The organism is Prodigiosinella confusarubida (assembly GCF_002847015.1).
Classification (GTDB): domain Bacteria; phylum Pseudomonadota; class Gammaproteobacteria; order Enterobacterales; family Enterobacteriaceae; genus Prodigiosinella; species Prodigiosinella aquatilis.
The window spans coordinates 2,927,101-2,952,865 of the sequence record NZ_CP025085.1 but is presented as its reverse complement, the minus strand read 5'-3'; the positions used below and the strand labels follow the sequence as shown (position 1 = coordinate 2,952,865).

The 25,765-nt window shown below is 48.9% G+C and carries 25 protein-coding genes and 1 pseudogene; 11 read left to right on the top strand and 15 right to left on the bottom strand.

All coding sequences use genetic code 11. The annotated features are described in order from the left end of the window. Positions 1-54: 54 nt before the first annotated feature. From kdsA to hemA, 5 genes are all read right to left on the bottom strand, one after another. Complete coding sequence (gene kdsA, locus CWC46_RS13340) at positions 55-909, bottom strand: 3-deoxy-8-phosphooctulonate synthase (protein WP_021016074.1); 855 nt, start codon at positions 907-909, stop codon at positions 55-57. A 38-nt stretch (positions 910-947) separates the two neighbouring features. Beyond that, positions 948-1,757, bottom strand: coding sequence for an invasion regulator SirB1 (sirB1, locus tag CWC46_RS13335; RefSeq protein ID WP_021016075.1), 810 nt, complete (start codon positions 1,755-1,757; stop codon positions 948-950). A gap of 228 nt (positions 1,758-1,985) precedes the next feature. Further along, entirely contained in the window at positions 1,986-2,852 is an 867-nt protein-coding gene (gene prmC / locus CWC46_RS13330) for a peptide chain release factor N(5)-glutamine methyltransferase (RefSeq protein WP_021016076.1), read from the bottom strand. Beyond that, positions 2,852-3,934, bottom strand: a complete 1,083-nt coding sequence (prfA, locus tag CWC46_RS13325; protein WP_021016077.1) for a peptide chain release factor 1 — start codon at positions 3,932-3,934, stop codon at positions 2,852-2,854. The genes prmC and prfA overlap by 1 nt, the downstream gene beginning before the upstream one ends. Before the next feature lie 42 nt (positions 3,935-3,976). Further along, positions 3,977-5,233 carry a glutamyl-tRNA reductase gene (gene hemA, locus CWC46_RS13320; RefSeq protein WP_021016078.1) on the bottom strand — a complete coding sequence of 419 codons (1,257 nt, stop codon included), beginning with the start codon at positions 5,231-5,233 and terminating at the stop codon, positions 3,977-3,979. A 210-nt stretch (positions 5,234-5,443) separates the two neighbouring features. Between hemA and lolB the strand changes: the two genes are divergently transcribed. The 3 genes from lolB to prs all read left to right on the top strand — a co-directional run bounded on the left by lolB (position 5,444) and on the right by prs (position 8,023). Next, the gene (gene lolB, locus CWC46_RS13315) at positions 5,444-6,067 is read left to right on the top strand and encodes a lipoprotein insertase outer membrane protein LolB (protein ID WP_021016079.1); all 624 of its coding nucleotides are present in this window, start codon (positions 5,444-5,446) and stop codon (positions 6,065-6,067) included. A 12-nt stretch (positions 6,068-6,079) separates the two neighbouring features. Further along, a complete protein-coding gene (gene ispE / locus CWC46_RS13310) occupies positions 6,080-6,943 on the top strand; it encodes a 4-(cytidine 5'-diphospho)-2-C-methyl-D-erythritol kinase (RefSeq protein WP_101377558.1) in 864 nt (287 codons plus the stop codon). 132 nt (positions 6,944-7,075) lie between these two features. Then, positions 7,076-8,023 (top strand): ribose-phosphate diphosphokinase, encoded by a 948-nt coding sequence (gene prs, locus CWC46_RS13305; RefSeq protein WP_021016081.1) that lies wholly within the window; start codon positions 7,076-7,078, stop codon positions 8,021-8,023. 222 nt (positions 8,024-8,245) lie between these two features. Here the strand turns inward: prs and ychH are convergent, their stop codons facing one another. After that, positions 8,246-8,512, bottom strand: coding sequence for a stress-induced protein YchH (gene ychH / locus CWC46_RS13300; protein ID WP_021016082.1), 267 nt, complete (start codon positions 8,510-8,512; stop codon positions 8,246-8,248). Between the two features lie 362 nt (positions 8,513-8,874). Here ychH and pth point away from each other — a divergent pair, with 362 nt between their 5' ends. Together pth and ychF are read left to right on the top strand one after the other, a co-directional pair. Next, positions 8,875-9,465: an aminoacyl-tRNA hydrolase gene (gene pth, locus CWC46_RS13295; RefSeq protein WP_021016083.1), complete on the top strand. Its 591-nt coding sequence runs from the start codon at positions 8,875-8,877 to the stop codon at positions 9,463-9,465. A 128-nt stretch (positions 9,466-9,593) separates the two neighbouring features. Next, on the top strand, positions 9,594-10,685 hold the full coding sequence (ychF, locus tag CWC46_RS13290; RefSeq protein WP_021016084.1) for a redox-regulated ATPase YchF: 1,092 nt from the start codon (positions 9,594-9,596) through the stop codon (positions 10,683-10,685). A gap of 248 nt (positions 10,686-10,933) precedes the next feature. On the opposite strand, the gene CWC46_RS13285 is transcribed toward ychF, so the two are convergent. Both CWC46_RS13285 and CWC46_RS23675 read right to left on the bottom strand, forming a co-directional pair. Next, entirely contained in the window at positions 10,934-12,427 is a 1,494-nt protein-coding gene (locus tag CWC46_RS13285) for a PepSY-associated TM helix domain-containing protein (protein WP_021016086.1), read from the bottom strand. Next, complete coding sequence (locus CWC46_RS23675) at positions 12,379-12,885, bottom strand: DUF2946 domain-containing protein (RefSeq protein WP_416354406.1); 507 nt, start codon at positions 12,883-12,885, stop codon at positions 12,379-12,381. The genes CWC46_RS13285 and CWC46_RS23675 overlap by 49 nt, the downstream gene beginning before the upstream one ends. A gap of 568 nt (positions 12,886-13,453) precedes the next feature. Here CWC46_RS23675 and CWC46_RS13275 point away from each other — a divergent pair. Then, positions 13,454-14,119 carry an HAD family hydrolase gene (locus tag CWC46_RS13275; RefSeq protein WP_021016088.1) on the top strand — a complete coding sequence of 222 codons (666 nt, stop codon included), beginning with the start codon at positions 13,454-13,456 and terminating at the stop codon, positions 14,117-14,119. Positions 14,120-14,206: 87 nt separating this feature from the next. Here the strand turns inward: CWC46_RS13275 and CWC46_RS13270 are convergent. From CWC46_RS13270 to CWC46_RS13235, 7 genes and pseudogenes are all read right to left on the bottom strand, one after another. Beyond that, positions 14,207-15,461, bottom strand: a pseudogene (locus tag CWC46_RS13270) (vWA domain-containing protein). 287 nt (positions 15,462-15,748) lie between these two features. After that, positions 15,749-16,324 (bottom strand): TerD family protein, encoded by a 576-nt coding sequence (locus CWC46_RS13260; protein WP_021016092.1) that lies wholly within the window; start codon positions 16,322-16,324, stop codon positions 15,749-15,751. 76 nt (positions 16,325-16,400) lie between these two features. Beyond that, complete coding sequence (locus tag CWC46_RS13255; protein ID WP_021016093.1) at positions 16,401-16,979, bottom strand: TerD family protein; 579 nt, start codon at positions 16,977-16,979, stop codon at positions 16,401-16,403. A 52-nt stretch (positions 16,980-17,031) separates the two neighbouring features. Next, positions 17,032-18,075, bottom strand: coding sequence for a TerC/Alx family metal homeostasis membrane protein (locus tag CWC46_RS13250; RefSeq protein ID WP_021016094.1), 1,044 nt, complete (start codon positions 18,073-18,075; stop codon positions 17,032-17,034). 27 nt (positions 18,076-18,102) lie between these two features. After that, entirely contained in the window at positions 18,103-18,558 is a 456-nt protein-coding gene (locus CWC46_RS13245) for a tellurite resistance TerB family protein (protein ID WP_021016095.1), read from the bottom strand. 24 nt (positions 18,559-18,582) lie between these two features. Further along, positions 18,583-19,746, bottom strand: a complete 1,164-nt coding sequence (locus tag CWC46_RS13240; protein ID WP_021016096.1) for a TerD family protein — start codon at positions 19,744-19,746, stop codon at positions 18,583-18,585. Next, positions 19,743-20,333 (bottom strand): TerD family protein, encoded by a 591-nt coding sequence (locus CWC46_RS13235; RefSeq protein WP_021016097.1) that lies wholly within the window; start codon positions 20,331-20,333, stop codon positions 19,743-19,745. The genes CWC46_RS13240 and CWC46_RS13235 overlap by 4 nt, the downstream gene beginning before the upstream one ends. Before the next feature lie 352 nt (positions 20,334-20,685). Between CWC46_RS13235 and CWC46_RS13230 the strand changes: the two genes are divergently transcribed. From CWC46_RS13230 to CWC46_RS13210, 5 genes are read left to right on the top strand one after another with little or no spacing between them, the layout of a single operon-like run. Then, complete coding sequence (locus CWC46_RS13230) at positions 20,686-21,771, top strand: ATP-grasp domain-containing protein (RefSeq protein WP_021016098.1); 1,086 nt, start codon at positions 20,686-20,688, stop codon at positions 21,769-21,771. Beyond that, on the top strand, positions 21,768-22,910 hold the full coding sequence (locus CWC46_RS13225; RefSeq protein WP_021016099.1) for a phosphoribosyltransferase domain-containing protein: 1,143 nt from the start codon (positions 21,768-21,770) through the stop codon (positions 22,908-22,910). Before CWC46_RS13230 ends, CWC46_RS13225 begins: the two co-directional genes overlap by 4 nt. Continuing rightward, positions 22,903-23,676, top strand: coding sequence for an HAD family hydrolase (locus tag CWC46_RS13220; protein WP_021016100.1), 774 nt, complete (start codon positions 22,903-22,905; stop codon positions 23,674-23,676). Before CWC46_RS13225 ends, CWC46_RS13220 begins: the two co-directional genes overlap by 8 nt. 1 nt (position 23,677) lies before the next feature. Continuing rightward, on the top strand, positions 23,678-24,757 hold the full coding sequence (locus tag CWC46_RS13215) for a cysteine protease StiP family protein (RefSeq protein ID WP_021016101.1): 1,080 nt from the start codon (positions 23,678-23,680) through the stop codon (positions 24,755-24,757). Further along, positions 24,757-25,713: an HpcH/HpaI aldolase/citrate lyase family protein gene (locus CWC46_RS13210; protein ID WP_021016102.1), complete on the top strand. Its 957-nt coding sequence runs from the start codon at positions 24,757-24,759 to the stop codon at positions 25,711-25,713. The genes CWC46_RS13215 and CWC46_RS13210 overlap by 1 nt, the downstream gene beginning before the upstream one ends. The last annotated feature ends 52 nt before the right edge of the window (positions 25,714-25,765 follow it).

The window sequence follows — 25,765 nt, the reverse complement described above, 5'->3', positions numbered from 1 at the left end:
CCCCATAAAAAACCCGCCGGAAGCGGGTTTTTTATGAAACGCATCCGTGCTCAATTAATGGCTGGTGTCCAGTTCCGGAAAATTTTTCACCAGATCATCAATAGCTTTGATCTGATACAGGAAAGGTTCAAGCTTATCCAATGGTAATGCTGAGGGACCGTCACACTTGGCACTGTTGGGTTCAGGATGTGCTTCAATAAACAAGCCTGCCAGCCCCACCGCCATTCCTGCCCGCGCCAATTCTGCGACCTGAGCACGCCGTCCACCCGACGCTGCACCAAACGGATCACGGCATTGCAGCGCATGAGTGACGTCAAAGATAACCGGCGCACCATCAGACACTTGTTTCATCACGTTGAAACCGAGCATATCGACGACCAGATTGTCATAGCCGAAATTTGTGCCACGATCACACAAAATAACCTGATCATTGCCCCCTTCTTTGAATTTATCAACAATATTGCCTATTTGCCCCGGGCTGATAAATTGTGGTTTTTTCACATTAATAACCGCACCTGTTTTCGCCATCGCTTCAACCAAATCAGTTTGTCGGGCCAAAAACGCCGGTAATTGAATCACATCGACCACATCAGCAACGGGTTGTGCCTGCTGTGGCTCATGAATATCGGTGATAATTTTCACACCAAAAGTCTGTTTCAGTTCCTGAAAAATGCGCATCCCTTCTTCCAGGCCCGGACCACGATAAGAATGGATGGATGAACGATTGGCCTTGTCGAAAGAGGCTTTGAAAACATAGGGAATACCGAGTTTTTGTGTGACCGTGACATAATGCTCACAAATACGCATTGCCAAGTCACGCGACTCAAGCACATTCATTCCACCAAACAGGACAAAGGGGAGATGATTGGCAACCGGGATATCCCCGATTTTGACCACTTTGTTATTCATATTCTTACCTTTATGTCGGATAAATCAAAAAACAGCGATTAATGCAACACTATCTGCTTTTGCTCAATAGAATGAATCTGAATCTTGATCATCTCACTCACCGGGTCTTCCGGGCATTGCTCGACAAAATAGTTCAGATCGGAAATCGCAATGTGATCACAATCCAACTGAGCATAAATCAATCCGCGATCACGAATTTCGTAAGGGTCTTCCGGGTCAAACTGCAATGCAGTTTCGCTGGCGCGTAACGCCAGTTCCATTTGTTTCTCTTCCATCAGAGCCGCTTTCAGCGTATCCAGCATTTTTCTGACAATCATGATATTTTCTGCTTCGTCGAGATCTTCATCTATCAACTTGGCAGAAGGTCCGATGTTGCCTTTTAGCCAGACTTCCAGCACATGTTCATTGAGCGTGTCGCCATTCAATGGATTGATCAGCCACATCTCCTCATCCAGCCAATCAGCGCGCAGAATCAACTGGGTGGGAAAAACAACCGGCATCAATGGAAGCGCCAACTGGTGAGCAATATGCAGGAAAACAATCCCCAAAGAGACAGGCATCCCCTGACGAGACTCAAGCACTTTATCCAACCACAAGACATCAGACAGGCAGTACACTCCGCCAGCGCCACCAAAGCCCCAGGTTTTGAAGAAAAGCACGATGAGCTTTTCAAGCCGTTGATCATGATCCAGGTTTTCAGGAATGACTTTCCTGGCCTCATCAACTAACTGTTGTAGATCGTGTCGTACACGCTGTGTGGGGAAATCACGACGTATGGCCTGAGAAACTAAAATAATGCCTTCACTTAACTGTGAACGGTTGAATTCAAAATCAGCAATAGAACTCATAGGTATTCCATCAGCACAGGTAACTTGATAAGCGGCACCCGAATAATCGGGAACAGGTCACCAAGGTGAGTTACGAACGCCAGCAGCGGATTTTGATCCGTATAGGCGTGACCTTCCGCGCCATAGCGCCAAAGGAATGTCAATAATAATGCCAAACCGTTTTTTCGTCAGCCAGCTTTCGCTAACGGAAAGCAGATAAAATGCGTAACCACCAGCAGAATAATGCAGCTACACAATGGCAGACGATAATGCGTTAGTATCCTGCTTTGTCCATTGGCCAAGCGAAACCCGTTCATTGCCTCCATAATCCCGACAGGTAACGATCTGACAAAAACCTTGTTGTTGTAAAAGTTGACGCACTGCTTCACCCTGTTGCCAACCATGCTCCAGTAGTAACCATCCATCTTCCTGCAGAAAATTTATCGAACGCTTGATGATGATACGTAAATCAGCCATGCCCGATTCGGTTGCCACCAATGCACTGGCAGGTTCAAATCGGACATCACCCTCAGCGAGATGATGATCCGATGCATCGATATAAGGTGGGTTGCTGGCAATCAACGTGAATTGTTGAGACGTAAGAGGGGAAAACCAGTTCCCGGTTAAAAACCGACAATTCGTCAGCCCCAGACGCACAGCATTATGTTGGGCTAACACAACAGCTTCTGGTTGAATATCAATACCGATAATATCGCAATCTGGACGCTCACTGGCTATAGCCAGCGCAATAGCACCCGTACCAGTACCGAGATCCAGAATGGATGACGGAGTAGCAGGCAAATATCGCAAAGCCTGCTCCACCAGACATTCTGTATCTGGCCGAGGAATCAGCGTGGCTGGTGAAACGGACAGCGGCAATGACCAAAACTCCTTCTCGCCGGTCAGATAAGCAATCGGTTCACCTTTTACCCGCCGAGCCAGTAGCATATCCAACCGCTGGTGCTGTTCTACTGTCAATTGGGTTTCACCAAAAGCCAGTAAAAATGTCTGCCGCTTGCCAGTGACGAAACCAAGTAAAATCTCCGCATCCCGCTTCGGACTTTCACTACCGCAGAGTTGTGCGATGGCCTGAGCCAGCCAGCATTGATAATCCATTACTCTTGCTCTGAAAGCGCAGCCAACTGGTCAGCCTGATACTCCTGCACAATCGGCTGAATCAGCATTTCCAGCTTGCCTTCCATCGCTTCATCTAAACGATATAACGTCAGGTTGATGCGATGATCGGTCACCCTTCCCTGTGGGAAGTTATATGTCCGGATTCGATCTGAACGATCGCCGCTCCCCAGCAGATTTCGTCGCGTGGAAGCCTCTTCCTGATGGCGTTTCTGCATTTCAGCCGCACGAATACGGGCACCCAACACTGACAACGCCTTGGCTTTATTTTTATGTTGTGAACGTTCATCCTGACATTCCACCACGATACCGGTCGGAATATGCGTAATACGGATAGCGGAATCTGTCGTGTTGACGTGCTGCCCACCCGCCCCTGAAGAACGGAAAGTATCGATGCGTAAATCCGACGGGCTGATTTCCGGCAACTCGGCCTCTGGAACTTCCGGCATGACCGCCACGGTGCAGGCCGACGTATGAATACGGCCCTGAGATTCTGTGGCAGGAACCCGTTGCACGCGATGTCCACCAGACTCAAACTTCAGTTGTCCGTATGCTCCCTCGCCAATAACCTTGGCAATCACTTCTTTATAGCCGCCATGCTCGCCGTCACTGGCGCTCATGATTTCCACTTTCCAACGGCATGACTCAGCGTAGCGGCTGTACATGCGGAATAAATCACCAGCAAAAAGCGCGGCTTCGTCACCACCAGTACCGGCTCGAATTTCCAGAAAACAGCCACGTTCATCATCAGGATCCTTGGGCAGGAGCAGAACTTGCAACTCTTGTTCCATTACTTCACCTGAAACTTTTGCGTCTCTAAGTTCTTCCTGTGCCATTTCTCGCATTTCCGGATCGTCCAGCATCATTTCCGCTGTGGCGACATCGTCCTGCGCTTGCTGCCAACGCTGAAAACAACGAGTAATATCCGTAAGCTGCGCATACTCACGGGATAACGTCCGGAAACGATCCATATCGGCAGTAACAGTAGGTTCACCAAGCAACGCCTGGAGTTCTTCATGGCGCTCTTGTAACGCTTCCAGTTTGGCAACAATAGAAGGCTTCATGCGTGATGTTAAATCCTGTTTGAATATAAAGAGAAAAGAATGCTAATCCAGTCCGAGGCTGTCACGCAAAATCTGCAAACGATCCAGATCACCATCGCGGGCAGCCTGCTGGAGAGATTTGGTAGGAGCATGAATCAGGCGATTTGTCAGGCGGTATGTCAATTCCTGCACAATGGATTCAACATCGCCGCCTTGTTGGATTGCCACCATGGCTTTCATTGTCATTTCTGCACGTAGGCTATCTGCCTGAGCTCGATAATCACGAATGGTTTCAACAGCCGACTGCGCCCGCAGCCAGGCCATAAACTCTGAACTTTCCTGTTGAACAATAGACTCAGCCTGAACGGCGGCAGCCTTACGCTGCGCCAGGTTATGCTGAATAATCGCTTGCAGGTCGTCCACACTGTAAAGATAGATATTGGGCAGTTTCCCTACTTCCGGCTCAATATCTCGCGGAACAGCAATATCCACCATCAACATGGGTTGGTTACGTCGCGCCTTTAGTGTTCTTTCCATCATGCCTTTGCCAATGATTGGCAGCGTACTGGCCGTGGAAGTGATTACGATATCGGCATACGCCAACTGTTCACCCAATTCCGCCAGTGTAATAACTTCCGCCCCCACTTCATTAGCCAATGCCTGGGCCCGCTCACGAGTACGATTGGCAATAACCATGCGTTTTACCCGATGCTCTCGCAGATGACGGGCAACCAGCTCAATAGTTTCGCCCGCCCCCACCAGCAGAACATTGACCTCAGCCAGTGATTCGAAAATCTGACGGGCCAGCGTACAGGCAGCAAATGCGACAGACACAGCACTGCTACCGATATCCGTTTCGGTACGTACTCGTTTTGCTACGGTAAAAGATTTTTGAAATAACCGTTCAAGTTCACCAGAAAGAGAGTGTTCACGCTGTGATTCTGCAAACGCCTTTTTCACCTGGCCCAGAATTTGTGGCTCACCCAACACCAGGGAGTCCAATCCGCTGGCGACGCGCATCAGATGACTGACTGCAGCATTGTTTTCATGCCAGTAGACACTTTTTTGCACGTCATCCCGGTCTAGCCTGTGGTATTCACATAACCAGTTGACTAACTGTTCACGCTGGTTTTCCCGATCCTCAACACTGAGATATAACTCGGTACGGTTGCACGTAGACAGCAACACGCCCCCCTGCACCAGCGGTTGCTGTAACAGGCTATGCAATGCCTGCCCCAGAGTATCTGGCGAGAAGGCTACACGTTCTCGCAGAGAAACAGGTGCAGTTTTATGATTAATACCAAGCGCAAGCAGGGTCATGGATAGTTCTGAGTAATACCGATGTTAGTATGGGTTTCATCTGTTAGGCATTCTACTTGATGCAGACAAGCAAGAAAAGCGACACTATATGCCTCTCGTTATTCGAAATTATATCTGACGGGTAAAATAACAATGATTGACGCTGAGGACCAAGCCCGTTAGCGTGACGCATTGTTATGAATCCATCATGCTTTATAGGACAATAGTCATATGTCAATAAAACCCGTCCGTTGCCTGCGGTTACTGCCATTGGCCTGTCTATTACTGACAGCCTGTAGCCTTACTCAACCCAACGTTCCGGGTAAAAGCCCGACCTCACCTCAGTGGCAGGATCACCTAAGCAAGGTACAGCATTTGACCCAATATCAAACACGCGGATCCTTTGCCTATATCTCTAATAGGAAGAAACTTTATGCCCGATTCTTCCTGCAGCAATTCTCACCTCAACGCTATCGCCTGCTACTGACCAGCCCGTTGGGTAGCACCGAACTGGAACTGAGAGCTCAACCTGAAAATGTGCAGATTATCGACAGTCAAGGTAAGCGCTATGTCGGGAAAGATGCGGAATATATGGTACAGCAACTGACTGGCATGGCGATTCCGCTCGACAGTCTACGTCAATGGATGCTCGGTATCCCGGGAGATGCCCAGGATTATTCACTGGATGATCATTACCTGCTGCGTAACCTCACGTATCATCAGGGGAATCAACGCTGGAATGTCACTTACCTGGGGTATATGCAAGACAGCATTCCACCGTTGCCACAAAGTCTGGAACTGACACAGGGTGAACAACGCATCAAACTCAAGATGGATAACTGGACGGTTCAGTAAGTGACATATTCACTGGATAATCAATGGCCTTCCCCCGCCAAGCTAAATTTATTTCTGTACATCACCGGACGGCGTGCCGATGGCTATCATAATCTACAAACGTTGTTTCAATTTCTGAATTATGGTGACACTGTCACCATTACGCCACGTCAGGATGGCATTATTAAGCTCCTCACCCCAATTATCGGGGTACCAGACGAGCAAAATCTGATAATCCGTGCGGCAACCCTGTTACAGCGTTACGGTCAACGACATGGACTGCCCGTGGCGGGAGCCGATATCGCCATTGAAAAACGGCTGCCTATGGGTGGCGGACTGGGTGGCGGTTCATCCAATGCCGCCACTATCCTGGTGGCACTAAATCATCTATGGCAATGTGGATTAAATCGCACCACGCTGGCAGAGATTGGCTTGACGCTGGGAGCAGATGTGCCAGTCTTTGTTCACGGTTATGCCGCTTTTGCTGAAGGTGTGGGAGAAAAACTCACCCCCGCGTCACCGCCGGAAAAATGGTATTTGGTCGCTCACCCGGGCATTAATATTCCTACACCACTCATTTTCAACGATCCTGACCTAAAACGTGACTCTCCCGTTTGTCCGCTGGAGGCACGGTTAAAGCAGACTTTCGTCAATGATTGTGAACCTATTGCAAGAAAACGTTTTCGTGAGGTTGAACAGCTACTTTCATGGCTGTTAGAATACGCCCCGGCGCGCCTGACTGGCACTGGTGCTTGTGTGTTTGCTGAATTCGACACTGAGTCTGCTGCTCGTCAGGTGCTTGACCGGGCCCCGGGATGGCTGAATGGCTTTGTCGCACAAGGTGTTAACATTTCACCTTTGCAACGCACGCTTTCCGGGCAACTCGAGGGTCGCTAAAAAACCACCGGCATCAGTGGTGTTTTAACGCCTTTTATTCCTACACCCGTATGCATATTGTATCTGCGTGGCATGCACCCCGGTTTCACGCCGATATGGTATTTCTCTGGACGCAAGCCTGAGGTTCTTCTCGTGCCTGATATGAAGCTTTTTGCTGGTAACGCCATCCCGGAACTAGCACAACGTATTGCCAACCGTTTGTACACTAGCCTTGGCGACGCCGCTGTTGGTCGTTTTAGCGACGGTGAAGTCAGCGTGCAAATTAACGAAAATGTACGCGGTGGTGATATATTCATCATCCAGTCCACCTGTGCACCCACCAATGATAACCTGATGGAACTGGTTGTCATGGTAGATGCCCTGCGCCGCGCTTCTGCGGGACGTATCACTGCGGTTATTCCCTACTTCGGATATGCGCGCCAAGACCGTCGTGTACGTTCTGCCCGTGTGCCGATTACAGCCAAAGTGGTTGCCGACTTTCTCTCTAGCGTAGGTGTTGACCGGGTACTTACGGTTGATCTTCACGCTGAACAGATCCAAGGTTTCTTTGATGTCCCTGTGGATAATGTTTTCGGTAGCCCGATCCTTCTGGAGGATATGCTGCAACAGGATCTGAATAATCCCATTGTGGTTTCTCCGGATATTGGTGGTGTGGTACGTGCCCGCGCTATCGCCAAACTGCTGAACGATACCGACATGGCTATCATCGACAAGCGTCGTCCGCGCGCTAATGTTTCTCAGGTAATGCACATCATCGGTGACGTCGCCGGGCGTGACTGCATCCTGGTTGACGACATGATCGACACGGGCGGAACACTGTGCAAAGCAGCCGAAGCGCTGAAGGAACGCGGTGCCAAGCGTGTATTTGCTTACGCCACGCACCCGATTTTCTCCGGCAATGCCTATGACAACATCAAGAATTCGGTTATTGATGAAGTTATTGTCTGCGATACCATCCCGTTGACTGACAAAATCAAATCTTTACCGAATGTACGCATGTTGACGCTGTCTGGCATGCTGGCGGAAGCGATTCGCCGTATCAGTAATGAAGAATCTATTTCTGCCATGTTTGAACATTAAGTCACACAACACGATAAGCAGAAAAAAACGCTACCAATTTACCGGTGGCGTTTTTGTTTTTATAATTATTTTCAATAGGTTATTAAACGATGTAATGGCCTGTATGGCTGTAAATAGAAAAAAGCAACAACCCAAAATACTAAAAATAAAGAGATAATAAAGAACCGTTATAGTCTTGTGGGTTTTTATTACCTCACATCCAACATGATTTTATTACCATGATTAATGATTTTGCCGGCGGCAACGTTTATCAAAATGCTTTACCCACCAATAGCGGTCAGCTACATGCTCTCTGCCACTGACACGCGCCCCCACCAACCATAAAATGGCTCCGACGAAAATAGCTATCAGTTCAACGTAATTTGATGCGCCGGGCAAATCCAACTTAGGCAACTGACCAATGATAGAATAAGCGATCCCCAGGATCATCAGTAGCATACCCAACCCCATAAATATGTTACCTACAGCTACAGAATGTTTATGTTTCATATTTCACCTCCAGAAATATCTGTGGAAATAATGAGGATGTCGCTGCATTCCATTACTATTCTTTATAATTATAGACATTATCCCTATTGACATTGAGTGAAAGGTCACAGATAAAAAACAAATTCCGTACACATGTTAAACAATAAACACAGGTCAATAATAACCAAGCGATACCCGCCATCTATCAAGTTGCAGGCACGCAGGTTATGCTCAGTTACTCGCTTATCCCTGCGCTTCGCTTCTTTCTCTTGCAAACATCGCCGATACTTGGTGATTGCCAGGTTGTCCGTGTAAACTAACGCACCCGTTTTAGTGACTTTACTCTGCGTTACGGCATGTAACGCGTAATCTGGAACTGTATTGTGAGCAGCATCAAACTCATTGTGGGGCTGGCAAATCCGGGCGCTGAATATGCTGCGACCCGTCATAACGCTGGCGCCTGGTACGTTGACCGTCTGGCAGAATCCCACCGGCAGCCACTCAAAGAAGAAAGCAAGTTCTTCGGTTACACCTCACGTCTGACACTTGCCGGGCACGACATCCGCTTATTGGTACCTACCACTTTCATGAACTTGAGTGGTAAAGCGGTTACAGCGATGGCAACGTTTTATCGCATTCAACCAGATGAAATTCTGGTCGCCCATGACGAACTGGATTTATTGCCAGGGATTGCCAAACTGAAACTAGGTGGCGGCCATGGTGGTCATAACGGTTTGAAAGACATTATCAATAAGCTGGGAAACAATCCCAATTTCCACCGTTTACGGATCGGTATTGGCCATCCGGGTGATAAAAATAAAGTGGTTGGTTTTGTTCTGGGTAAGCCGCCTGTCAGTGAACAGTCGCTGATTGATCAGGCGATTGACGAAGCTATCTACTGCACGGATATTCTGTTGAAAGAAAACATGACCAAAGCGATGAACCGTCTGCACGCCTTTAAAGCGTCATCATAGTCATACGGCATGATGACGGCAGATCGAGTTAAAGCATCATTATGTGTATAATTGGCCGGAATATTTTCATTTTGACAGGCCAATGAATCTAATGGCCTGATTAATAAGTTATTTAAGGTGATATAAACATGGGATTCAAATGCGGTATTGTTGGGCTGCCTAACGTCGGTAAATCCACACTGTTCAATGCGCTGACCAAAGCCGGTATCGAAGCGGCCAACTTCCCGTTTTGTACCATCGAGCCAAATACCGGCGTAGTGCCAATGCCGGATCCGCGTCTGGAGAAACTGGCAGAGATCGTAAAGCCTCAACGAATACTTCCAACAACGATGGAATTCGTTGATATCGCCGGGTTGGTAAAAGGCGCATCAAAAGGTGAAGGCCTGGGAAACCAGTTCCTGACGAATATCCGTGAAACTGAAGCCATTGGTCACGTAGTCCGCTGCTTCGAAAATGACAATATCATTCACGTTTCAGGAAAAGTGAATCCCGCTGACGACATTGACACAATTAACACCGAGCTGGCGCTGTCAGATCTGGATACGTGTGAACGTGCGATTCACCGCGTACAGAAAAAAGCCAAAGGTGGCGATAAAGACGCAAAAGTCGAACTGTCAGCACTGGAAAAATGCTTACCACAGTTGGAAAACGCAAAAATGTTACGGGCGTTGGATCTGAGTACGGAAGAGAAAGCGGCTATCCGCTATCTGAGTTTCCTGACGCTGAAACCCACCATGTACATCGCTAACGTCAACGAAGATGGGTTTGAAAACAACCCGTATCTTGATCAAGTTCGTGAGATCGCAGAAAAAGAGGGTTCTGTTGTGGTGCCTGTCTGTGCGGCAGTGGAATCCGATATTGCTGAACTCGATGATGACGAACGCGATGAATTTATGGCTGAACTGGGCCTGGAAGAACCGGGACTCAACCGCGTTATCCGTGCTGGTTACGAACTCCTCGACCTACAGACCTATTTCACGGCTGGTGTAAAGGAAGTTCGCGCCTGGACCATTCCTGTCGGTGCGACGGCTCCGCAGGCAGCCGGTAAAATTCATACTGATTTCGAAAAAGGCTTTATCCGCGCCCAGACGATTTCTTATGAGGATTTCATTACTTATAAGGGTGAACAAGGCGCGAAAGAAGCCGGCAAAATGCGCGCTGAAGGCAAGGAATATGTCGTTAAAGATGGCGATGTTATGAACTTCCTGTTCAACGTCTAATTTGCTTCTGCTGTCTCATGGGATCTCAATGCATCTCATAAAGATCACAAAAACCTATAAAATCCACGCAATTGCGTGGATTTTTCATTTCATAACGTCTCAAATGGTTTCGTAGAAGCGCAGCTAAAAATGAGTACATGGATAGAGACAATCAGTTTTCATCTTCATTTTTAGGTGAGAGCAATGACGGTGTAAGATAAGAAATGTGCAACGCCACACGGAAATGTGTGGCGTGATGAGATTGAATTTTATCTGCGTACCTGCTCAGGCTTACCGGCAAATTTCGCCTGAACATAATCAGCCTCAACAGTAAATTTTGCGTGCTTTTTATGGTGGGGAATATCACGGTTAAGACGTTGCCAGCGCCAGATATCAATCAGCATAAAGAACAGGAGACTGATTCCCATTACCGGCAGCGCATATCCCAACAGGACCGTGATAACTAACACCAGCGTTTTCTGCAAACCATTCAACATCAGCCACGCGCCGGAAAGCGTATCCAGCGGGCTAACTCGTGCAATAGATGGGCGTCGCAACCACCACATCCGATAACCCAGGACAATCATGCCGCACAGTGCAACGCCAAAAAACGCCAGTATCAACTGATTCGGCAGTCCGAACAGAATCCCCATATGCGCGTCAATCCCCCAACGGGTCAATTTAGCAACCAGCGGAAAGTTGTCAAACCATACATGGTCGACAATTGCAAACGTCCGCGGATTTACCGATACCGCATCCACCTGGGTCGGCCAGCTACGATCCACCTCGGTTACAGTCCATGCCTTCCCTTCTCCTTTAGGCTGACGCAATTCAACTTTTCCCGCAGAGATTCCGGCAGCTCGCGCAGCGACAAGCACCTTATCCCAATCACTGTCAGGCTGATTTATCGCCATCTGATGAGGGGATGTATTTGCCATGTTCATTCCTGACAGGGACATACTTGCATGATGCTCAGCATGTGGATCGGTTGGCGCAGTCCGTTTTGCAACTCCGAGGTCAGTATTGACCTGTGGTGTGAGCCAGTTCAGCGAGGTGCGTAAATGATCGATATTTCCGCCCGCCCATTGCGACCAGGTTAATCCCGTTGCAGAAAAAAACAGTAATCCGGCGAGTAGCGTCAGCCCCAGCGTAATATGCCAGTATCGGGAAACAGCAAAATGGTCCTTTACCTTCTTCGCTTTACGGCGAGGGCGAGTTCCCAGCCAGAGTACAACACCGCCCAGCGCCACGACCCAGAGCCAGGATGCCGCCAGTTCACTGTAGTTTCGCCCAGGATCGCCCAGCAATAGCCCGCGATGTAGCCTATCCAGCCACAACCGCAACGGCAACACACCGGAAGTCCCGTACACGGTCATATCACCTTTTATGTCCAGAGAATAAGGATCAACAAATATGGAACGCGACTCTGAAGGTCCCAAGTCACCGCTGACAAACTGCACACGTGTAGTTTCCGTCGCCTGTGGCGCGGGCCGAACCGCATAAACTTTCAGCATTTCACCTGCATAGCGGCGAGCCGCGGTGATTTGTACCGACAGAGGTTTTGCCTCACCAACGGGCAATGCAGTCAACGCATCTTTATAAAGGTAATTTTCCAGCTGTGGCGTAAGCACATATAGCGTTCCGGTCAGTGCCGCAACAAAAATAAAAGGCGCGACAAATAGTCCAATATAGAAGTGCAGACGCCGGATGAGATTTAAAAACGCACCACGAACTGCCCGTGTGTTTGTCGAAGAATTTGACATGATTTCACCGTTTCAGTTATCGAAAAATATCCGACAGCGGAAGCCACTCTTTTCCGCGCGGATGATAATTTGCAACGAACTGAAACGTACGGTGGTGCTCTGGGACGATGGAAGAAAGCAGCATTCAGACACAAATAAAGAGTAGGAGCTGTGATGCTAACCGCTTCTCGCCGGGAGGACAGCATAAACCGGAGAGCCGGGACGAATAACCACAGTAACAGCGGAACATGAATCAACAAATCGCAGTAACCGCAGGCACTGTCTTCTCCGTCAATACCATGATGAACTAAAGAACGCCCTGCCTCCTCTTCCATAGATGCGTTCGCCATACCGGACACACGCATAGATGAGTGCCCAGCATGTTCACCTTTGTCATGTTGTACAGACGTCAGTAATCCCGCACACTGCAAATGCCTTGAGATTATGGGCGCACCAGACAGCATCAATATGGTGAACATCGCAGCATATGTGGTCAGGCGAGCGATCAGTCGGCGCGAATACATCATTAAAAGGAATGCGTCAGAGTCAGGAAAACGAGGCTAGATGTTAAGGTTTTGCTTAGAAAAGTAAACCAAAAACAAATCAAATGTTATGAAACAAAGAAACGCAGTACACCATAATTGAAAAGCTATCACTTTCCCAACAACACGGTTGCGGGATCAATGAGCGTCCTGCCGGGCAGGACACGTGTCCCAGTTCCTCTCTGTCATCTTTAAGTACCAGGGAAAAAGAAAGCAAAAATAAAAGAACCAATCTGAGTACAATAGTGAGTATGAAGTGATTATCCATTTCAATAAATATTATAAAACAATGAGATGGAATTTATTTCACCGTTCAACGTCATCGCCTTGTAGCGATATCTGAATATCTTTGCCGGGCAGGTGAAACCATTAAAATCCATACAACTGCGTGGATTTTTGTTTCTAGTGCCTGAAGTGTGAGTACAATTCCGCTATCGACTATAACAGTTGGTATCCTTCCCGCAGTTTGTTGGTAACAATCACCATAGATGGAGTGCATTAAACGATGGTTAGCGATATATCAGGCGAGAGAAAATTACTGTCCGTCTTTGACTTTGATGGCACGTTGACCAAGCGTGACAGCTTTGTGCCTTTCCTGCGATTCGCCTTTGGTAATCGTGTATTTGCCTGGCGTCTAATGAGACTGATATTACCCGCAATGAAATATATTGGCCGTCAGTTGACTCGCGATGAACTGAAAGATGCCTTGATCCACACGTTCCTAAGCGGTGTCGAGGCTACGTGGGTTGAACAGAAGGCTGCCGAGTTTTGCGATCGGTACTGGATGCGTTTAATGCGCCCATCCGGACTGATAGCGGTGGCAACACAGATCAACGCTGGTGCTATCGTGACGATCTGCTCAGCGTCTCCGGCGATAGTGTTGAAACCATTCGCAGCGCGTCTGGGTATCCGGCTGATAGGTACAAATTTAGACATGAAAGATGGCGTGCTTACCGGGCGGATAAGCGGTCAAAATTGCCGATGTGCCCAGAAAGTCAAGCGTCTGGAAGCTGAGTACGGTCCACTTTCCTCATACCATCTTCGAGCCTGGGGTGATACACGTGGAGACTATGAGATGCTGGCCGCGGCGCAGGAACCGTACTGGCGTCACTTTCACGGTGCATGGGGAAAGCGTAATCCTCCGATTGACAAAATTAAAGGCCATTCTTAAATAGGCAGGAATACCTGAAAGCGAGGTTCTTCCGCCCTGCAGCAAACTGCTTAAAAATAACGAGCCCCCAGCACTGGGGGCTTCAAATTACGAGATAATGCCTTCTTTTCTTGCCGCCTGATTCCAACCATTGAACTCTTCGAGCAGCAAATCGTAGAGTTTTTCATCACTCATCTTCGCAAAATCATCAATAGGGAAGAATCCGGTATTATCAACCCGGCGATCGGTGAAGTCATCCAGTTGTTCAAGGATGCCGTAATTACTGCCGCCCAAGCCTATAAATTTCCAGAAGATGGCGTGATTTGCCGAACGGCGAATTGCATCTTTAATAGCTTTCGTTTTACTGATTCCACCATCAGCCAGTAATGAAGACCACATAGACAGGTAATTCACTATTTTCAAAGAAATCGATAATTCCTGTCATACATGGCGGCTCGTTATTGGTTCCACCAAGTCCCGGTAATAACTCCCGCATGCCATGCTTGCCAACTTTCTGGATCCTCTCAATGTAGCCCTCAAGATTATCCAGCGTCACATCTTCATACTTACGGTGCTTCTCAGCAAAGCCCCATACATCCATGGAACCGTCATTGTCAAATTGAACCGCCAGTACAGCTATACGATCCAGCACTGCCTGAACATGACCTTTCTTAAACTCACTGGTCATGGAACCCGAAGCATCCAGAACGAAAGCGACTTTCGCTTTTAGCGATTGCAGATTGTGTTTAATCAGGCTGACGCTGGCATTTTTAGCCAGACTAACAAGGCGTGGCGCTTTTTCCTGGATACGTTTTTCTAAACTGACAGGTGGCTTTGCGGGAGCAGGCGCTACTACAGGGGATGACACGTCGACACCATAATTAATCGCCAGTGGTTCGAGACCGCCGTTAAAACCCTGCCCCAGTGCTCGAAACTTCCAGCCTGCATTGTGCCGATAGACCTCACCAAGTATCAGTGCCTTTTCAGTTCGTCCATCCAGAGGAGGAACATTGAACGTCGCCACACCCTCGACATTGAGCTGGATGCGATGCAAGCCTGAGACAGAATCGCCACCATCTATCACCAGCGTAATGGCTATCTTCGCGATATCGTTATCGATCCGGTTCAGGTCCAGTGTGAACAGGCTACTTTCGCCAGATGAAGAAAGGTTAAGGCTGCCATTCGGAGCAGAGGGCTGATTGAAGAAAATGAAATCGTTGTCCCCTCTGACCTTATTCTGGGTCGAGAGCATAAATGCGGAAGCATCAATATCACTGCGAAATGTTGCTGTTTTTGGATACACCACATAGATGCGCAATGAATTTTGTTTTAACGCAATATTTTGCCCGGATTGTAATTCCATATCAGACAGTCCTGTTTATTCAGCGAATGATTAATACCCTAAATCACGCGTGACACGAAACTTAATACACTGTTGTAACGCCGCCAGACACTCATTTTCATTTTTCTATAATGGAGATAGGCCAATATTATGAAGGGAATAAACACCAGCACGCCAATAATGAGGAGGATTAAAGCCGCCCCTTCCTCGTTTTTTTCTTTTGCATATGTATACCGAGAATATTTTTTATTTTTATAAAAAAAGCCCCGATGTTCTACCACCGGGGCTCTGGCAAACATGAGCAGAAATCAGATGTTCACGCCGTGTTGAGATGCCAGTGCGGACAGGCCGCCGGCGAAGCCTTGACCGACAGCTTTGAATTTCCATTCTGCGTTATGGCGATACAGTTCACCAAATACCATGGCAGTTTCGGTGGATGCATCTTCAGACAGGTCGAAACGGGCAATTTCGGTGCTATTGTCGTTATTAAACACTCGCATATAGCTGTTGCTGACCATGCCAAAGTTTTGCTTACGGGCTTCTGCATCATAAATGGTAACAGCGAACACCAGTTTTTTGACATCGGCAGGGACCTTGGCCAGGTCAATTTTCACCTGTTCATCATCACCTTCACCTTCACCGGTACGGTTGTCTCCCATATGGGTAACAGAGCCACATGCACTCGTTTTGTTATTAAAGAAAATGAAGCCTGCGTCCGAGACGACCTCACCGCTTTCGCCAACCATAAACACGGAAGCGTCAAGGTCAAATTCAGCGCCATCAGTCACGCGAGCATCCCAGCCCAGACCTACCATTGCCACATTCATGGTTGGTGCTTCTTTAGTTAAGGATACGTTGCCGCCTTTAATCAGAGAAACTGCCATTCAAAACTCCTGCAATCTGAAATACTCGTTAGCGCAGGCAGCAAAACACCACCTGCTACGTTTTACTTTGCCGCGATTAAGACGCGTTGATACCGTACTGTGCACACACGGAGTTCAGACCACCCGCATAGCCCTGGCCTACTGCACGGAATTTCCACTCGGTGCCATGGCGATATAACTCACCAAACAACATCGCGGTTTCTGTTGACGCATCTTCAGTCAGATCATAGCGAGCGACTTCAACGTGATTATCGTCATTTACCAAGCGAATGAAGGCGCCAGAAACCTGGCCGAAGCTCTGGCGACGAGCCGTCGCATCGTGGATGGTGACCACGAATACGATCTTATCTACGTCTGCCGGGATCTGGTCGAGTTTGATCTTCAGTGCTTCATCATCACCATCGCCTTCACCCGTGCGGTTATCACCCGTGTGCAGAACGGAACCATCGGATGATTTCAGATTATTATAGAAAATGAAGTCTGCATCTCCGCGTACCTTGCCACTGCTGGCAAGCAGAAACGCTGACGCATCAAGGTCAAAATCCTGTCCGTCGGTTGAGCGAGCATCCCAGCCCAGACCCACCAACATATTTTTCATTGTTGGTGCTTCTTTGCTTAAAGAAACATTACCACCTTTAGAAAGAGAAACTCCCATAATTACATCCTCAATATTAACGTTGATATTCAGAGTGGAGTGATAAGGGGGATTAGCCCGCTTTTCCTTCCTCAGCTTCAGGTTTACCGGGGAACAGCACACTGATAATAATACCCAGAGCCAGAACCCCTAGAACTACCAGTAGACTCACATTGGCAGATATTTCGTAGCCGTGATGCCACAGGTGGTCGGTTGCATTAAGACCCAGTTTCACCGCGATGAAGAACAGCAGCACGATGACCGCTTTTTCAAGATGAACCAGGTATTGTTTGAGTGCTTCCAGAACAAAGTACATGGTACGCAGACCAAGGATGGCGAACATCATGGCGCTATATACGATCAGTGGTTCACGACTCACTGCAATGACAGCCGGAACAGAGTCAAAGGCAAACATCACGTCAGATAGTTCAACTACCGCCAGACAGAGCATCAGCGGAGTCGCGTAAAGGAGTGCCTTTCCTGCACGCCCGACATTGATATCTTTGTTTTCCGGTTTGGCGAGCTCGGCATTTACTTCCTTCTGGCTCAACAGAAAACTGTGCCCTTTTAATTTGGGCCAAATAGGGAAGAAACGCTTCACGAGTCGGTAGGCAATGTGCTGTGAATAATCTTCAATAGCCTCGTCGTCGCCACTTTTTTTGAGCATCATCACGGCGGTCCAGGCAACGACCAGCGCAAAGACAATGTCGACCCACGGCCCCAATGTTAACAACCCGGCCCCGATGGTAACAAAGATGCCCCGGAACACGATGGCGCCGATGACCCCCAGGTACAGAACGCGATGCCGGTAGTTATCCGGTATTGAAAACCACGAGAAGATAGCCATCATTACAAACAGGTTGTCAATCGACAGGACTTTCTCCAATGCATACCCGGTAACAAACAGGCTTGCCACTTCAGCACCATGATGAATGTAGAGAAAACCGGCAAATAGCATGGAAATGGCGATCCAGAAAACTGTCCATAGCGCCGCGCTTTTTAATGAAATCGGCTCGTCATGACGGTGCATGAACAAGTCGACAAAAATGGCCCCGATAGCCAGAACAACAAAAACCGTAACGGTTTCAGCCGGGAAACCAATATGCGTGGATACCATAATAGCCCTTAAGCCAATGTATTGAAGTTAGAGACCAAATTCCGCTGCGGTAAAGCCAAGCGCCACGGCAATTTCGCGAACCGCACTTTGCTCATCCTGATCGAAGTTACCATCGCTTTTGGCAACAGCGATCCCGACACGAACAGCCAACTGAGCGGCTTCTGGCTGATCTTTCAGTGCCAGAATGTATTTCATGGTTTCGCCTTTACCAATGTCATAGTCAAAGTTAAAGCTGGTCACCAGTTCGTTAAAGAATTCGATGACTTCTTTAGTTTCAAATACTTTTAACTCAGGTGAAGCCTGAAGAAAGCCGATCATCTTTTGCTTTTCTTCGGCACTGACCCCATCGCTGGCTACAGCGATCCGAGCACACACGGCCACCGTACCCTGCATGAACTTTTTGTTCTTATAACGCCCGACCTGTTTGGTCAACTCACTACGACCGGCATTGATTGCGTCTTTAACTTTGTCGAAGATACCCATGTCTAATCCTCTTATTTTAAATAATTATTTAGAACCAGCAGTCCAATGGAAACCCCAGCCAAATGCTTTATCCATCTCCCGATGGCCACTGAAGAACTGGTTGATACGCTCAACCTTTATTGCCCCGTTCTCATTCACCAAGCGCGCAATCGCACACATGCTATGGCGGTTAGATCCTTCCGTTAAACGAGACTCGATCGGGGGTTGATCGGGCATATGGATTGTCACCACACCGTCTGTTTTATCCCAGCTCGCCACACCCTCATAGATGAAGGCAAAAATTAGAACTTGTCGAATATTTTTCCATTCACGACCATTGATGTGCAGCCATTCACCGTCGCTGACCTGACCGGTGCGGTCATCACCTTGCAACTCAACGAACGGTTCACGGTCAAATGCCCCAAATCGATTACCCAATGCCTGAATGACATCTTTTGTACCGCTTTGTTGTTCAACAAACGCCCCCAAATCGAGATCAATACCTTTGGATTTACTGAACATGCCGAGCAAACTACCAGAAGAACCGTCGCCCTGATTCCAGTTGAGGTTGATTCGGATTCGGCCGAAATTATCTCGCTTGGCAAGGCTGATAGCCGGTTTCTCTTTGGTCAGAGACACTTTGCTCAGGCTGATTTTTGCAGGTTCCGGTGCAGGGGCTGGCGCGGGGCTCGGCGTACCGGTGGGTGCCGGAGAGTCACTGATATCAACGCCAAAATGTTCAGCCAGGGGTTTAAGCCCGCCGTTGAAACCTTGAGCGATAAAGCGGAATTTCCACTCCGTATTTCGTCGATAGAGTTCACCCAGGATCAGCGCCGCTTCCTGACGCCCGAGAATATCGACGTTTCCCACGAGCAATACGCTGCCGTTCAATTCAACTTGCACGGAGAGGTGCTTAAGGCCCGACAGCGTCAAATTACCGTCACAAGTAGCCGTAAACGCTAACTTTTGCACTTCTGGCCGCAAGCGGCTGATATCGACGGTAAACGCGGTATCCGTTCCAGCCCCGGAGAGCCGAACAGACGTATCGTCATTCACCGGCTGGCCGTAAAACACCATGTCGGCATCGCCCTGCACTTTACCTGAAGCATAGAGACGGAACGCAGAGGCGTCGACCGGAACGCCGGAGATAACACGAACGGTCAGCAGTTGTGAAGGTACGGGGGCATTCCCCCCTGGCGTCATCGTCATTGGCGCACCACCGTTGCAACGATATCTGCCTGCATATTATCAATGGTGCGGCCGCTTGAGGCTTTACCGTGAGCGGTGAAATCCCAGTTGCCACCATTACGATACAGAGAGGCAATGATGATACCCGTGTGAGATCCCTGCTCAGTCAGTTGGTAACGTGCAAGTTCTTCCCCAGCCTGATCGACCACACGGCAGAACGCGTTATCGACTTCATTGAAAGTCTGGCCCCGGAAGCTGTTTACCGTGAACGCGAGATACTCGACTTGCAATGGCAAGTGGACCAAGTCTACGGTGATCACTTCGTCGTCGCCCTCACCTTCACCGGTCAGGTTGTCCCCCAAATGCACAACGGAGCCACAATTTGATTTCAGTTTTCTAAACCAAATAGTATCGAGGGCTTTTCCCGTGCTGTCTAACAAAACGCAACCCGCGTCTAAATCAATTGAGTCGCTACCACCGCCAAACAGACTGCTTAATAACCCTTTTTTCTTCTTTAATGGATCCCACCCCAAACCAAATTGAAGTTGATTTAGAGAAGATGTTTTTTTGCTGAGTGAAACGGTTTGGTTTTTACTTAATGAAACCATTATTTATTCCTTCAGATATAGATTGAGTCATTATTTATTCCTTCAGCGATAGGGTGAGCCATTATTTCTTAAATTTTTGAATTCATACACTGAAAAAATCATATCATGATGCAGTTACCACACAACCCACAATTTAGTCTTCTTTTGTATGTTAATTTTTAACACATTGTTTTAAATTGATTTTTATTTTATTTTTTACACTAACTGACATATTTTTTCAGAAAATATAAGAATTGTTTTGTAATAATTCACGCAGCCATAAAAATCATATCATGATTGACATGAGTAAAATGTCTACTTAGACTCGTAGATTGATTTTCCCTCACCTCTCATTATTGGAATATAAAAACCGATGAGTCATGTAATTTGGATAATGGAAGGTTTGTCATCACAACGTGATATTATTTTAGGCATTAAAGATTATTGTAAAAAATTTAATAAAAACGTCACTCTTATTGCATCTCATCGCCACAGTCGAAATGAAATACTTTCTCTAGCTGATATTGCGTTGATCGAGCCTCATGAAGATGAGCAGCGTCTGGCCTTTATTACTGCAACCGTGAAACGCTATGGCGTTAGCGTCATCCATACGGGACGTAACTGCCAGTGGTTCGAAACACACCGTCAGGATATCGAGGTTTTGGGCGTCGCGTTGACAACCGGCGCCACAAGCACCGCTATGTTTGAGCTGGCCAATGATAAGGTCAAGTTCGCCAATTTCATGAAAGAGCATGGTCTCCCGGTTGTGCCGTCCATTCGCGTGGAGACAGCCAAAGAATTGCGTTATCATATTGAAACTAATAGGCATTCTCCTTCCGGTAAAAAATTGCTCTGTGTGAAACCCGTCACCGGTATTTATGGCATGGGATTCTGGCATTTTGATGACAATGCCAGTGCAATGGCAGCATTCACACATCCTGATAGCCGCGAAGTACACCCTGAGATTTACCTGCATGCGCTAGAGCAACAGGACGCCCTCGAACCGTTAGTGTTAATGCCCTACCTGCCTGGCCCTGAGTACTCGGTCGACATGCTGGTGGAGCGGGGAAAGGTCATCGCGGCAGTCGCCCGCCGTAAAGAAGGTGCTCTGCAATATCTTGAGCAATCAGGCCCTGCCTATGAACTAGGAAAGTCTTGTGCTGAGCTTATGCAAGCTGATGGTCTGGTGAATGTTCAGACCCGAGACAATGACAATGGCGCGCCAGTGTTACTTGAAATCAACCTGCGTCCATCAGGCGGCATTGGTTATACCCGCCATAGCGGCGTAAATCTGTCGGGCCTATTTGTCATGCGCCAGCTCGGTTTTATCGAAGAGTCGAAAGCTGTTATCGCCGAGACAACGGGTAATTTCATCCCCGCTGTCGTGCGCTCATTCATCGATGTGGTGGTCTACAACCCGACACTGAATAATCTATCCTTTAGTAAAGGTGATACATGAGTACTTTCAATGCACTCCCTGTCTATCGCCGGGAGCTCTCCAGCGGTACGCTGACCGTCACTCCGACTGGCGGCACACATTCTCTGGATACCTTATTTGATATTGCTGAGCGCCGGAACCCAAAGCGCGCATTTTTATTCGTCAGTAAAGTGTTGGGGAGGCATATCCCGGTATCCCCCTTTACCATACGTTCGGCCTATCGGCAGTTGGCGCAGCAAATTCCGTCTGACCTGCCTGGACCGGTACTCTTTATTGGCATGGCGGAAACCGCCGTGGGGTTGGGTGCCGGCGTCTTTGATGAAGCAATGCGTCACGTTGAGCACTCAGTGTATTTGAGCTCCACACGTCATCCGATGAAGGGTGAACTGCTGTGTGAATTTAAAGAAAACCACAGCCACGCTACGGATCACCTTCTTTATCACCCTACCGACCCGATATTGCGTGCTCGCGTGCGCGATGCACGCAGCCTGGTGCTGGTGGATGACGAAGCCACCACTGGCAATACTTTCATTAATCTGCTGGAGTCGCTGCGTGTGCATGCCGGCCTGACACAACTGGAGCGCGTTGTAACCGTGACGTTGACCGACTGGAGCGGCAATGCAATTGAGGCACAATGCCCGCTACCCGTGACCACGGTCTCTCTCATTCAGGGCGACTGGCATTGGGAGAAAAATCCCAACGCCCCTATCCCAATCATGCCTTGCATTAGCAAGACGGCCACCGGAAGCGTACCGATCACCGGCAAACAGAGTTGGGGTCGCCTTGGGATGGCAGCACCAGCACGCGATCTGGGCAATGCTATTACAACATCATCTGGAGAAAAGATCCTGGTGCTGGGATCCGGGGAGTTTGTCTGGGAACCATTACTGCTGGCCGAACGTCTCGAAAACGCAGGGGCGCAGGTCAAATTCAGCTGTACGACCCGGTCGCCAATTGCTACCGGATTTGCCATTGAATCGACCATTGCCTTCGCAGATAACTATGGCTTGGGTATTCCTAACTTTGTGTATAACGTTGCCCACCAGCTGTTTGACCGAATTCTGCTGTGTGTCGAAACACCGGTCGACAGTGTCGATCCGTCGCTGCTGGACGCGCTTAACCGTGTTGCCCCTACAGTAGAAGTCATCTCCTATGAATAAGCCCGTTATTCTTTCAGATCTCGATGACACCCTGTTTCAGACGCGTCGCAAGATGGTCGATGAACTGGCGCAGAAACCTTTCCGTCCGGGTGCATTAGATCGCTCCATGACCCCACGCAGCTTTATGAGTGAAGAGCAGTCTATGCTGGTGGACTGGTTGCTTGAACATGCTGACGTTATTCCAGTGACGGCCCGTGGCACCGAAGAGATAAGCCGCGTCACTATCCCTTTTCACTCATGGTCTATTACGACTCACGGTGCGGTGATCCTCACGCCAGAAGGAGATCCTGACGAGGAATGGAAAGCGCACATGTTGGCCAGTCTGGCGGTATACCGTGAACGTCTGCTCGACCTACAACGTGGCATCACCACGCTAATGGCAGAACGTAATGTCAACGGCTGGGCGCGGATCAACTACGAATACAACGATACACCCGTGTATCTGGTGATGAAACACACTGACAGTACCCGACTCGAAGAGCTGTACACCCTCGGCGATGAAATCGAAGGCAAGTTCTCATCCGAAGGGTTTTACATCCATCGCAACAGCAACAATATTGCGTGGTTACCCATGCCCGTAGAAAAAGGCCTCGCCACACAATTCCTGCTCAATAAGCTGCGGGCAGAACGCGGCGTGTTTCCGGTCATTGGGCTGGGAGATAGCCTCAGCGACCATCGGTTCATGAAGCTGTGCAACTGGTTTGGGATGCCACAACAAAGCCAGTTCGCCAGGCAGATCAGCACCCACATTTTCGGAGAGGAATAATATGCAAGCATTCACCCCGTTTTCTGGCTCATATCTCCCGAATGACGTTCACTTTCTGCTCAAACTGGTGGAAATGGAAATGACGCCGGTCGAGATGAAGGAGCAACTTATTCAGTCTGGCGCCAGGCATTACTCAGACATGTTGAGTCAAGAACCCGAGCCGACGGACTGGCATCTGGATCTGTTTGCGCGAGCGCTCGATCAAGGAGCCGTTCGGCTGGCGACTGAAGTGGTTATGCTGGCCAAGGCATTGGTGAACCGTTTTGGCGATACACCGATTGTCTTGGTCAGCCTGGTGCGTGCTGGCGTCCCTTTGGGCGTCATGTTGCACCAGACGTTGCGGGCAATGGGAAAGCGCTCACATCATTACGGGATAAGCATCATCCGCGACCGGGGTATTGATGAAACCGCTATGGATTGGATCGAGGCACAGCACGGCACCGATGGGGTAGTGTTTGTTGACGGCTGGACGGGAAAAGGCGCGATTACCCGTCAGCTACAACAGTCGCTGTCCGGGCGTCCGGGTTACCCGTTTCAACCACGATTGGTGGTGCTGGCTGATCCGTGCGGATGTTCGTGGCTGGCTGCCAGTGACGATGATTGGCTGATCCCGTTCGGTATCATGGGAGCCCCCGTATCCGGGCTCATCTCGCGTTCTATCTGGTCGTCAGAAGGTCTGCACGGCTGTGTGAAGTGCAACCACCTTAGCCCGTTCGAATGTAGCCGGCAGTTGGTTGATACGGTGGCGGATTGTCGCGAAAAACTCGATGTTAAAGCGATTGCCCCCAGCCAGTGGGAGCCAGAAAATTATGCGCACCTGAAAGTGCAGAGCGAGCAAGTCATTACGGCGCTGACCGAGGAGTACCATATTTCCAGTATAAATCGAATTAAACCCGGTATTGCAGAAGCGACGCGTGCCGTATTGCGCCGGGTTCCGGAACACGTGCTGGTTCGTTCAGTAAATGATCCTGATGTGGCCCTGCTGGTATATCTGGCCCGCGAAAAGAACATCACCATCACTGAAGTGGGTAACCGTATCGGACAATACCGCGCTGTCACCATTATTAAGAAGGTTCACTGATGACAAAGAGACTATCTCCTTATCGGCTGGGCGCCACACTCTACATGCCTGCGACGCGCACTGACATCACCCAATGTGTGTTGAATAATGAAATTGAGGGGCTACGCTCTATCGTCATCTGTCTTGAGGATGCCGTCAGTGAAACGGACGTGCCTGTTGCCCTGCACAACGTAAAGCAAGTGCTGTCAGCGCTAACCCGTGCGAAAGAGGCTGGTTATGGTGCCGAATGGCCGCTGGTGTTTATCCGTCCGCGCCATGCTGAAATGGGTAAGCTACTGACTGAAACAGAAAGTCTCACTCCGATTGACGGACTGGTGCTCCCCAAATTCACCCTGGCTTCCCTGCCAGTGTGGTGGGCTATCGTAAAGGACACGCACCTGTGCATGATGCCAACACTGGAGACCGAAGATGTCTTTGATGTAGTACAAATGCGTAAGCTGGCCACGGTGCTGGTAGACCATCCTTGTCATGATCGAATCATCGCATTGCGTATCGGTGGCAATGACCTGATGAATGTCATCTCGCTACGCCGTCCACGCTATCTCACGCTGTATGACAGCCCTATGGGATATGTCATTAAAATGCTGGTGGCGGTGTTCGGTTCACGTGACTTCGCCCTGACCTCACCGGTGTGTGAACATATTGATGACCATGAAGTGATGGAGCGTGAGCTGGCGCTCGACATGGCGCACGGACTGGTAGGCAAGACGGCCATTCACCCAAATCAAATCGCCAAGATCGAACAGGCGCTCATGGTGTCATCCGCTGATCATGCAGATGCCCTGCGGATCCTTAACTCCAGCCAGGCTGTTTTCAAATCACAGGGCGCGATGTGTGAACCGGCGACCCACCGCCGCTGGGCCGCACGCATCCTCGAACAGGCACAGATTTACGGCATTGCCCCGGATAGCGCGCAAGATGGCGTCAGGTTCATCACGTTAACAAATCAAAGCTGAGGATAGACAAGTGAAATTCATATTCCGAAAAGCGCTCAGCATCACTCCAGAT

Bases quoted from the DNA above. Each gene is read 5' to 3' on its own strand.
- CWC46_RS13275 (WP_021016088.1), top strand. From the start codon at position 13,454: ATGGTTAGCGATATATCAGGCGAGAGAAAATTACTGTCCGTCTTTGAC.
- CWC46_RS13250 (WP_021016094.1), bottom strand. From the start codon at position 18,075: ATGGTATCCACGCATATTGGTTTCCCGGCTGAAACCGTTACGGTTTTT.
- CWC46_RS13255 (WP_021016093.1), bottom strand. From the start codon at position 16,979: ATGGGAGTTTCTCTTTCTAAAGGTGGTAATGTTTCTTTAAGCAAAGAA.
- CWC46_RS13225 (WP_021016099.1), top strand. From the start codon at position 21,768: ATGAGTACTTTCAATGCACTCCCTGTCTATCGCCGGGAGCTCTCCAGC.
- hemA (WP_021016078.1), bottom strand. From the start codon at position 5,233: ATGACCCTGCTTGCGCTTGGTATTAATCATAAAACTGCACCTGTTTCT.
- CWC46_RS13230 (WP_021016098.1), top strand. From the start codon at position 20,686: ATGAGTCATGTAATTTGGATAATGGAAGGTTTGTCATCACAACGTGAT.
- ychF (WP_021016084.1), top strand. From the start codon at position 9,594: ATGGGATTCAAATGCGGTATTGTTGGGCTGCCTAACGTCGGTAAATCC.
- CWC46_RS23675 (WP_416354406.1), bottom strand. From the start codon at position 12,885: ATGTTCACCATATTGATGCTGTCTGGTGCGCCCATAATCTCAAGGCAT.
- CWC46_RS13220 (WP_021016100.1), top strand. From the start codon at position 22,903: ATGAATAAGCCCGTTATTCTTTCAGATCTCGATGACACCCTGTTTCAG.
- CWC46_RS13235 (WP_021016097.1), bottom strand. From the start codon at position 20,333: ATGGTTTCATTAAGTAAAAACCAAACCGTTTCACTCAGCAAAAAAACA.
- prmC (WP_021016076.1), bottom strand. From the start codon at position 2,852: ATGGATTATCAATGCTGGCTGGCTCAGGCCATCGCACAACTCTGCGGT.
- sirB1 (WP_021016075.1), bottom strand. From the start codon at position 1,757: ATGAGTTCTATTGCTGATTTTGAATTCAACCGTTCACAGTTAAGTGAA.
- kdsA (WP_021016074.1), bottom strand. From the start codon at position 909: ATGAATAACAAAGTGGTCAAAATCGGGGATATCCCGGTTGCCAATCAT.
- CWC46_RS13215 (WP_021016101.1), top strand. From the start codon at position 23,678: ATGCAAGCATTCACCCCGTTTTCTGGCTCATATCTCCCGAATGACGTT.
- lolB (WP_021016079.1), top strand. From the start codon at position 5,444: ATGTCAATAAAACCCGTCCGTTGCCTGCGGTTACTGCCATTGGCCTGT.
- ychH (WP_021016082.1), bottom strand. From the start codon at position 8,512: ATGAAACATAAACATTCTGTAGCTGTAGGTAACATATTTATGGGGTTG.
- CWC46_RS13240 (WP_021016096.1), bottom strand. From the start codon at position 19,746: ATGACGATGACGCCAGGGGGGAATGCCCCCGTACCTTCACAACTGCTG.
- CWC46_RS13285 (WP_021016086.1), bottom strand. From the start codon at position 12,427: ATGTCAAATTCTTCGACAAACACACGGGCAGTTCGTGGTGCGTTTTTA.
- prfA (WP_021016077.1), bottom strand. From the start codon at position 3,934: ATGAAGCCTTCTATTGTTGCCAAACTGGAAGCGTTACAAGAGCGCCAT.
- CWC46_RS13210 (WP_021016102.1), top strand. From the start codon at position 24,757: ATGACAAAGAGACTATCTCCTTATCGGCTGGGCGCCACACTCTACATG.
- CWC46_RS13260 (WP_021016092.1), bottom strand. From the start codon at position 16,324: ATGGCAGTTTCTCTGATTAAAGGCGGCAACGTATCCTTAACTAAAGAA.
- CWC46_RS13245 (WP_021016095.1), bottom strand. From the start codon at position 18,558: ATGGGTATCTTCGACAAAGTTAAAGACGCAATCAATGCCGGTCGTAGT.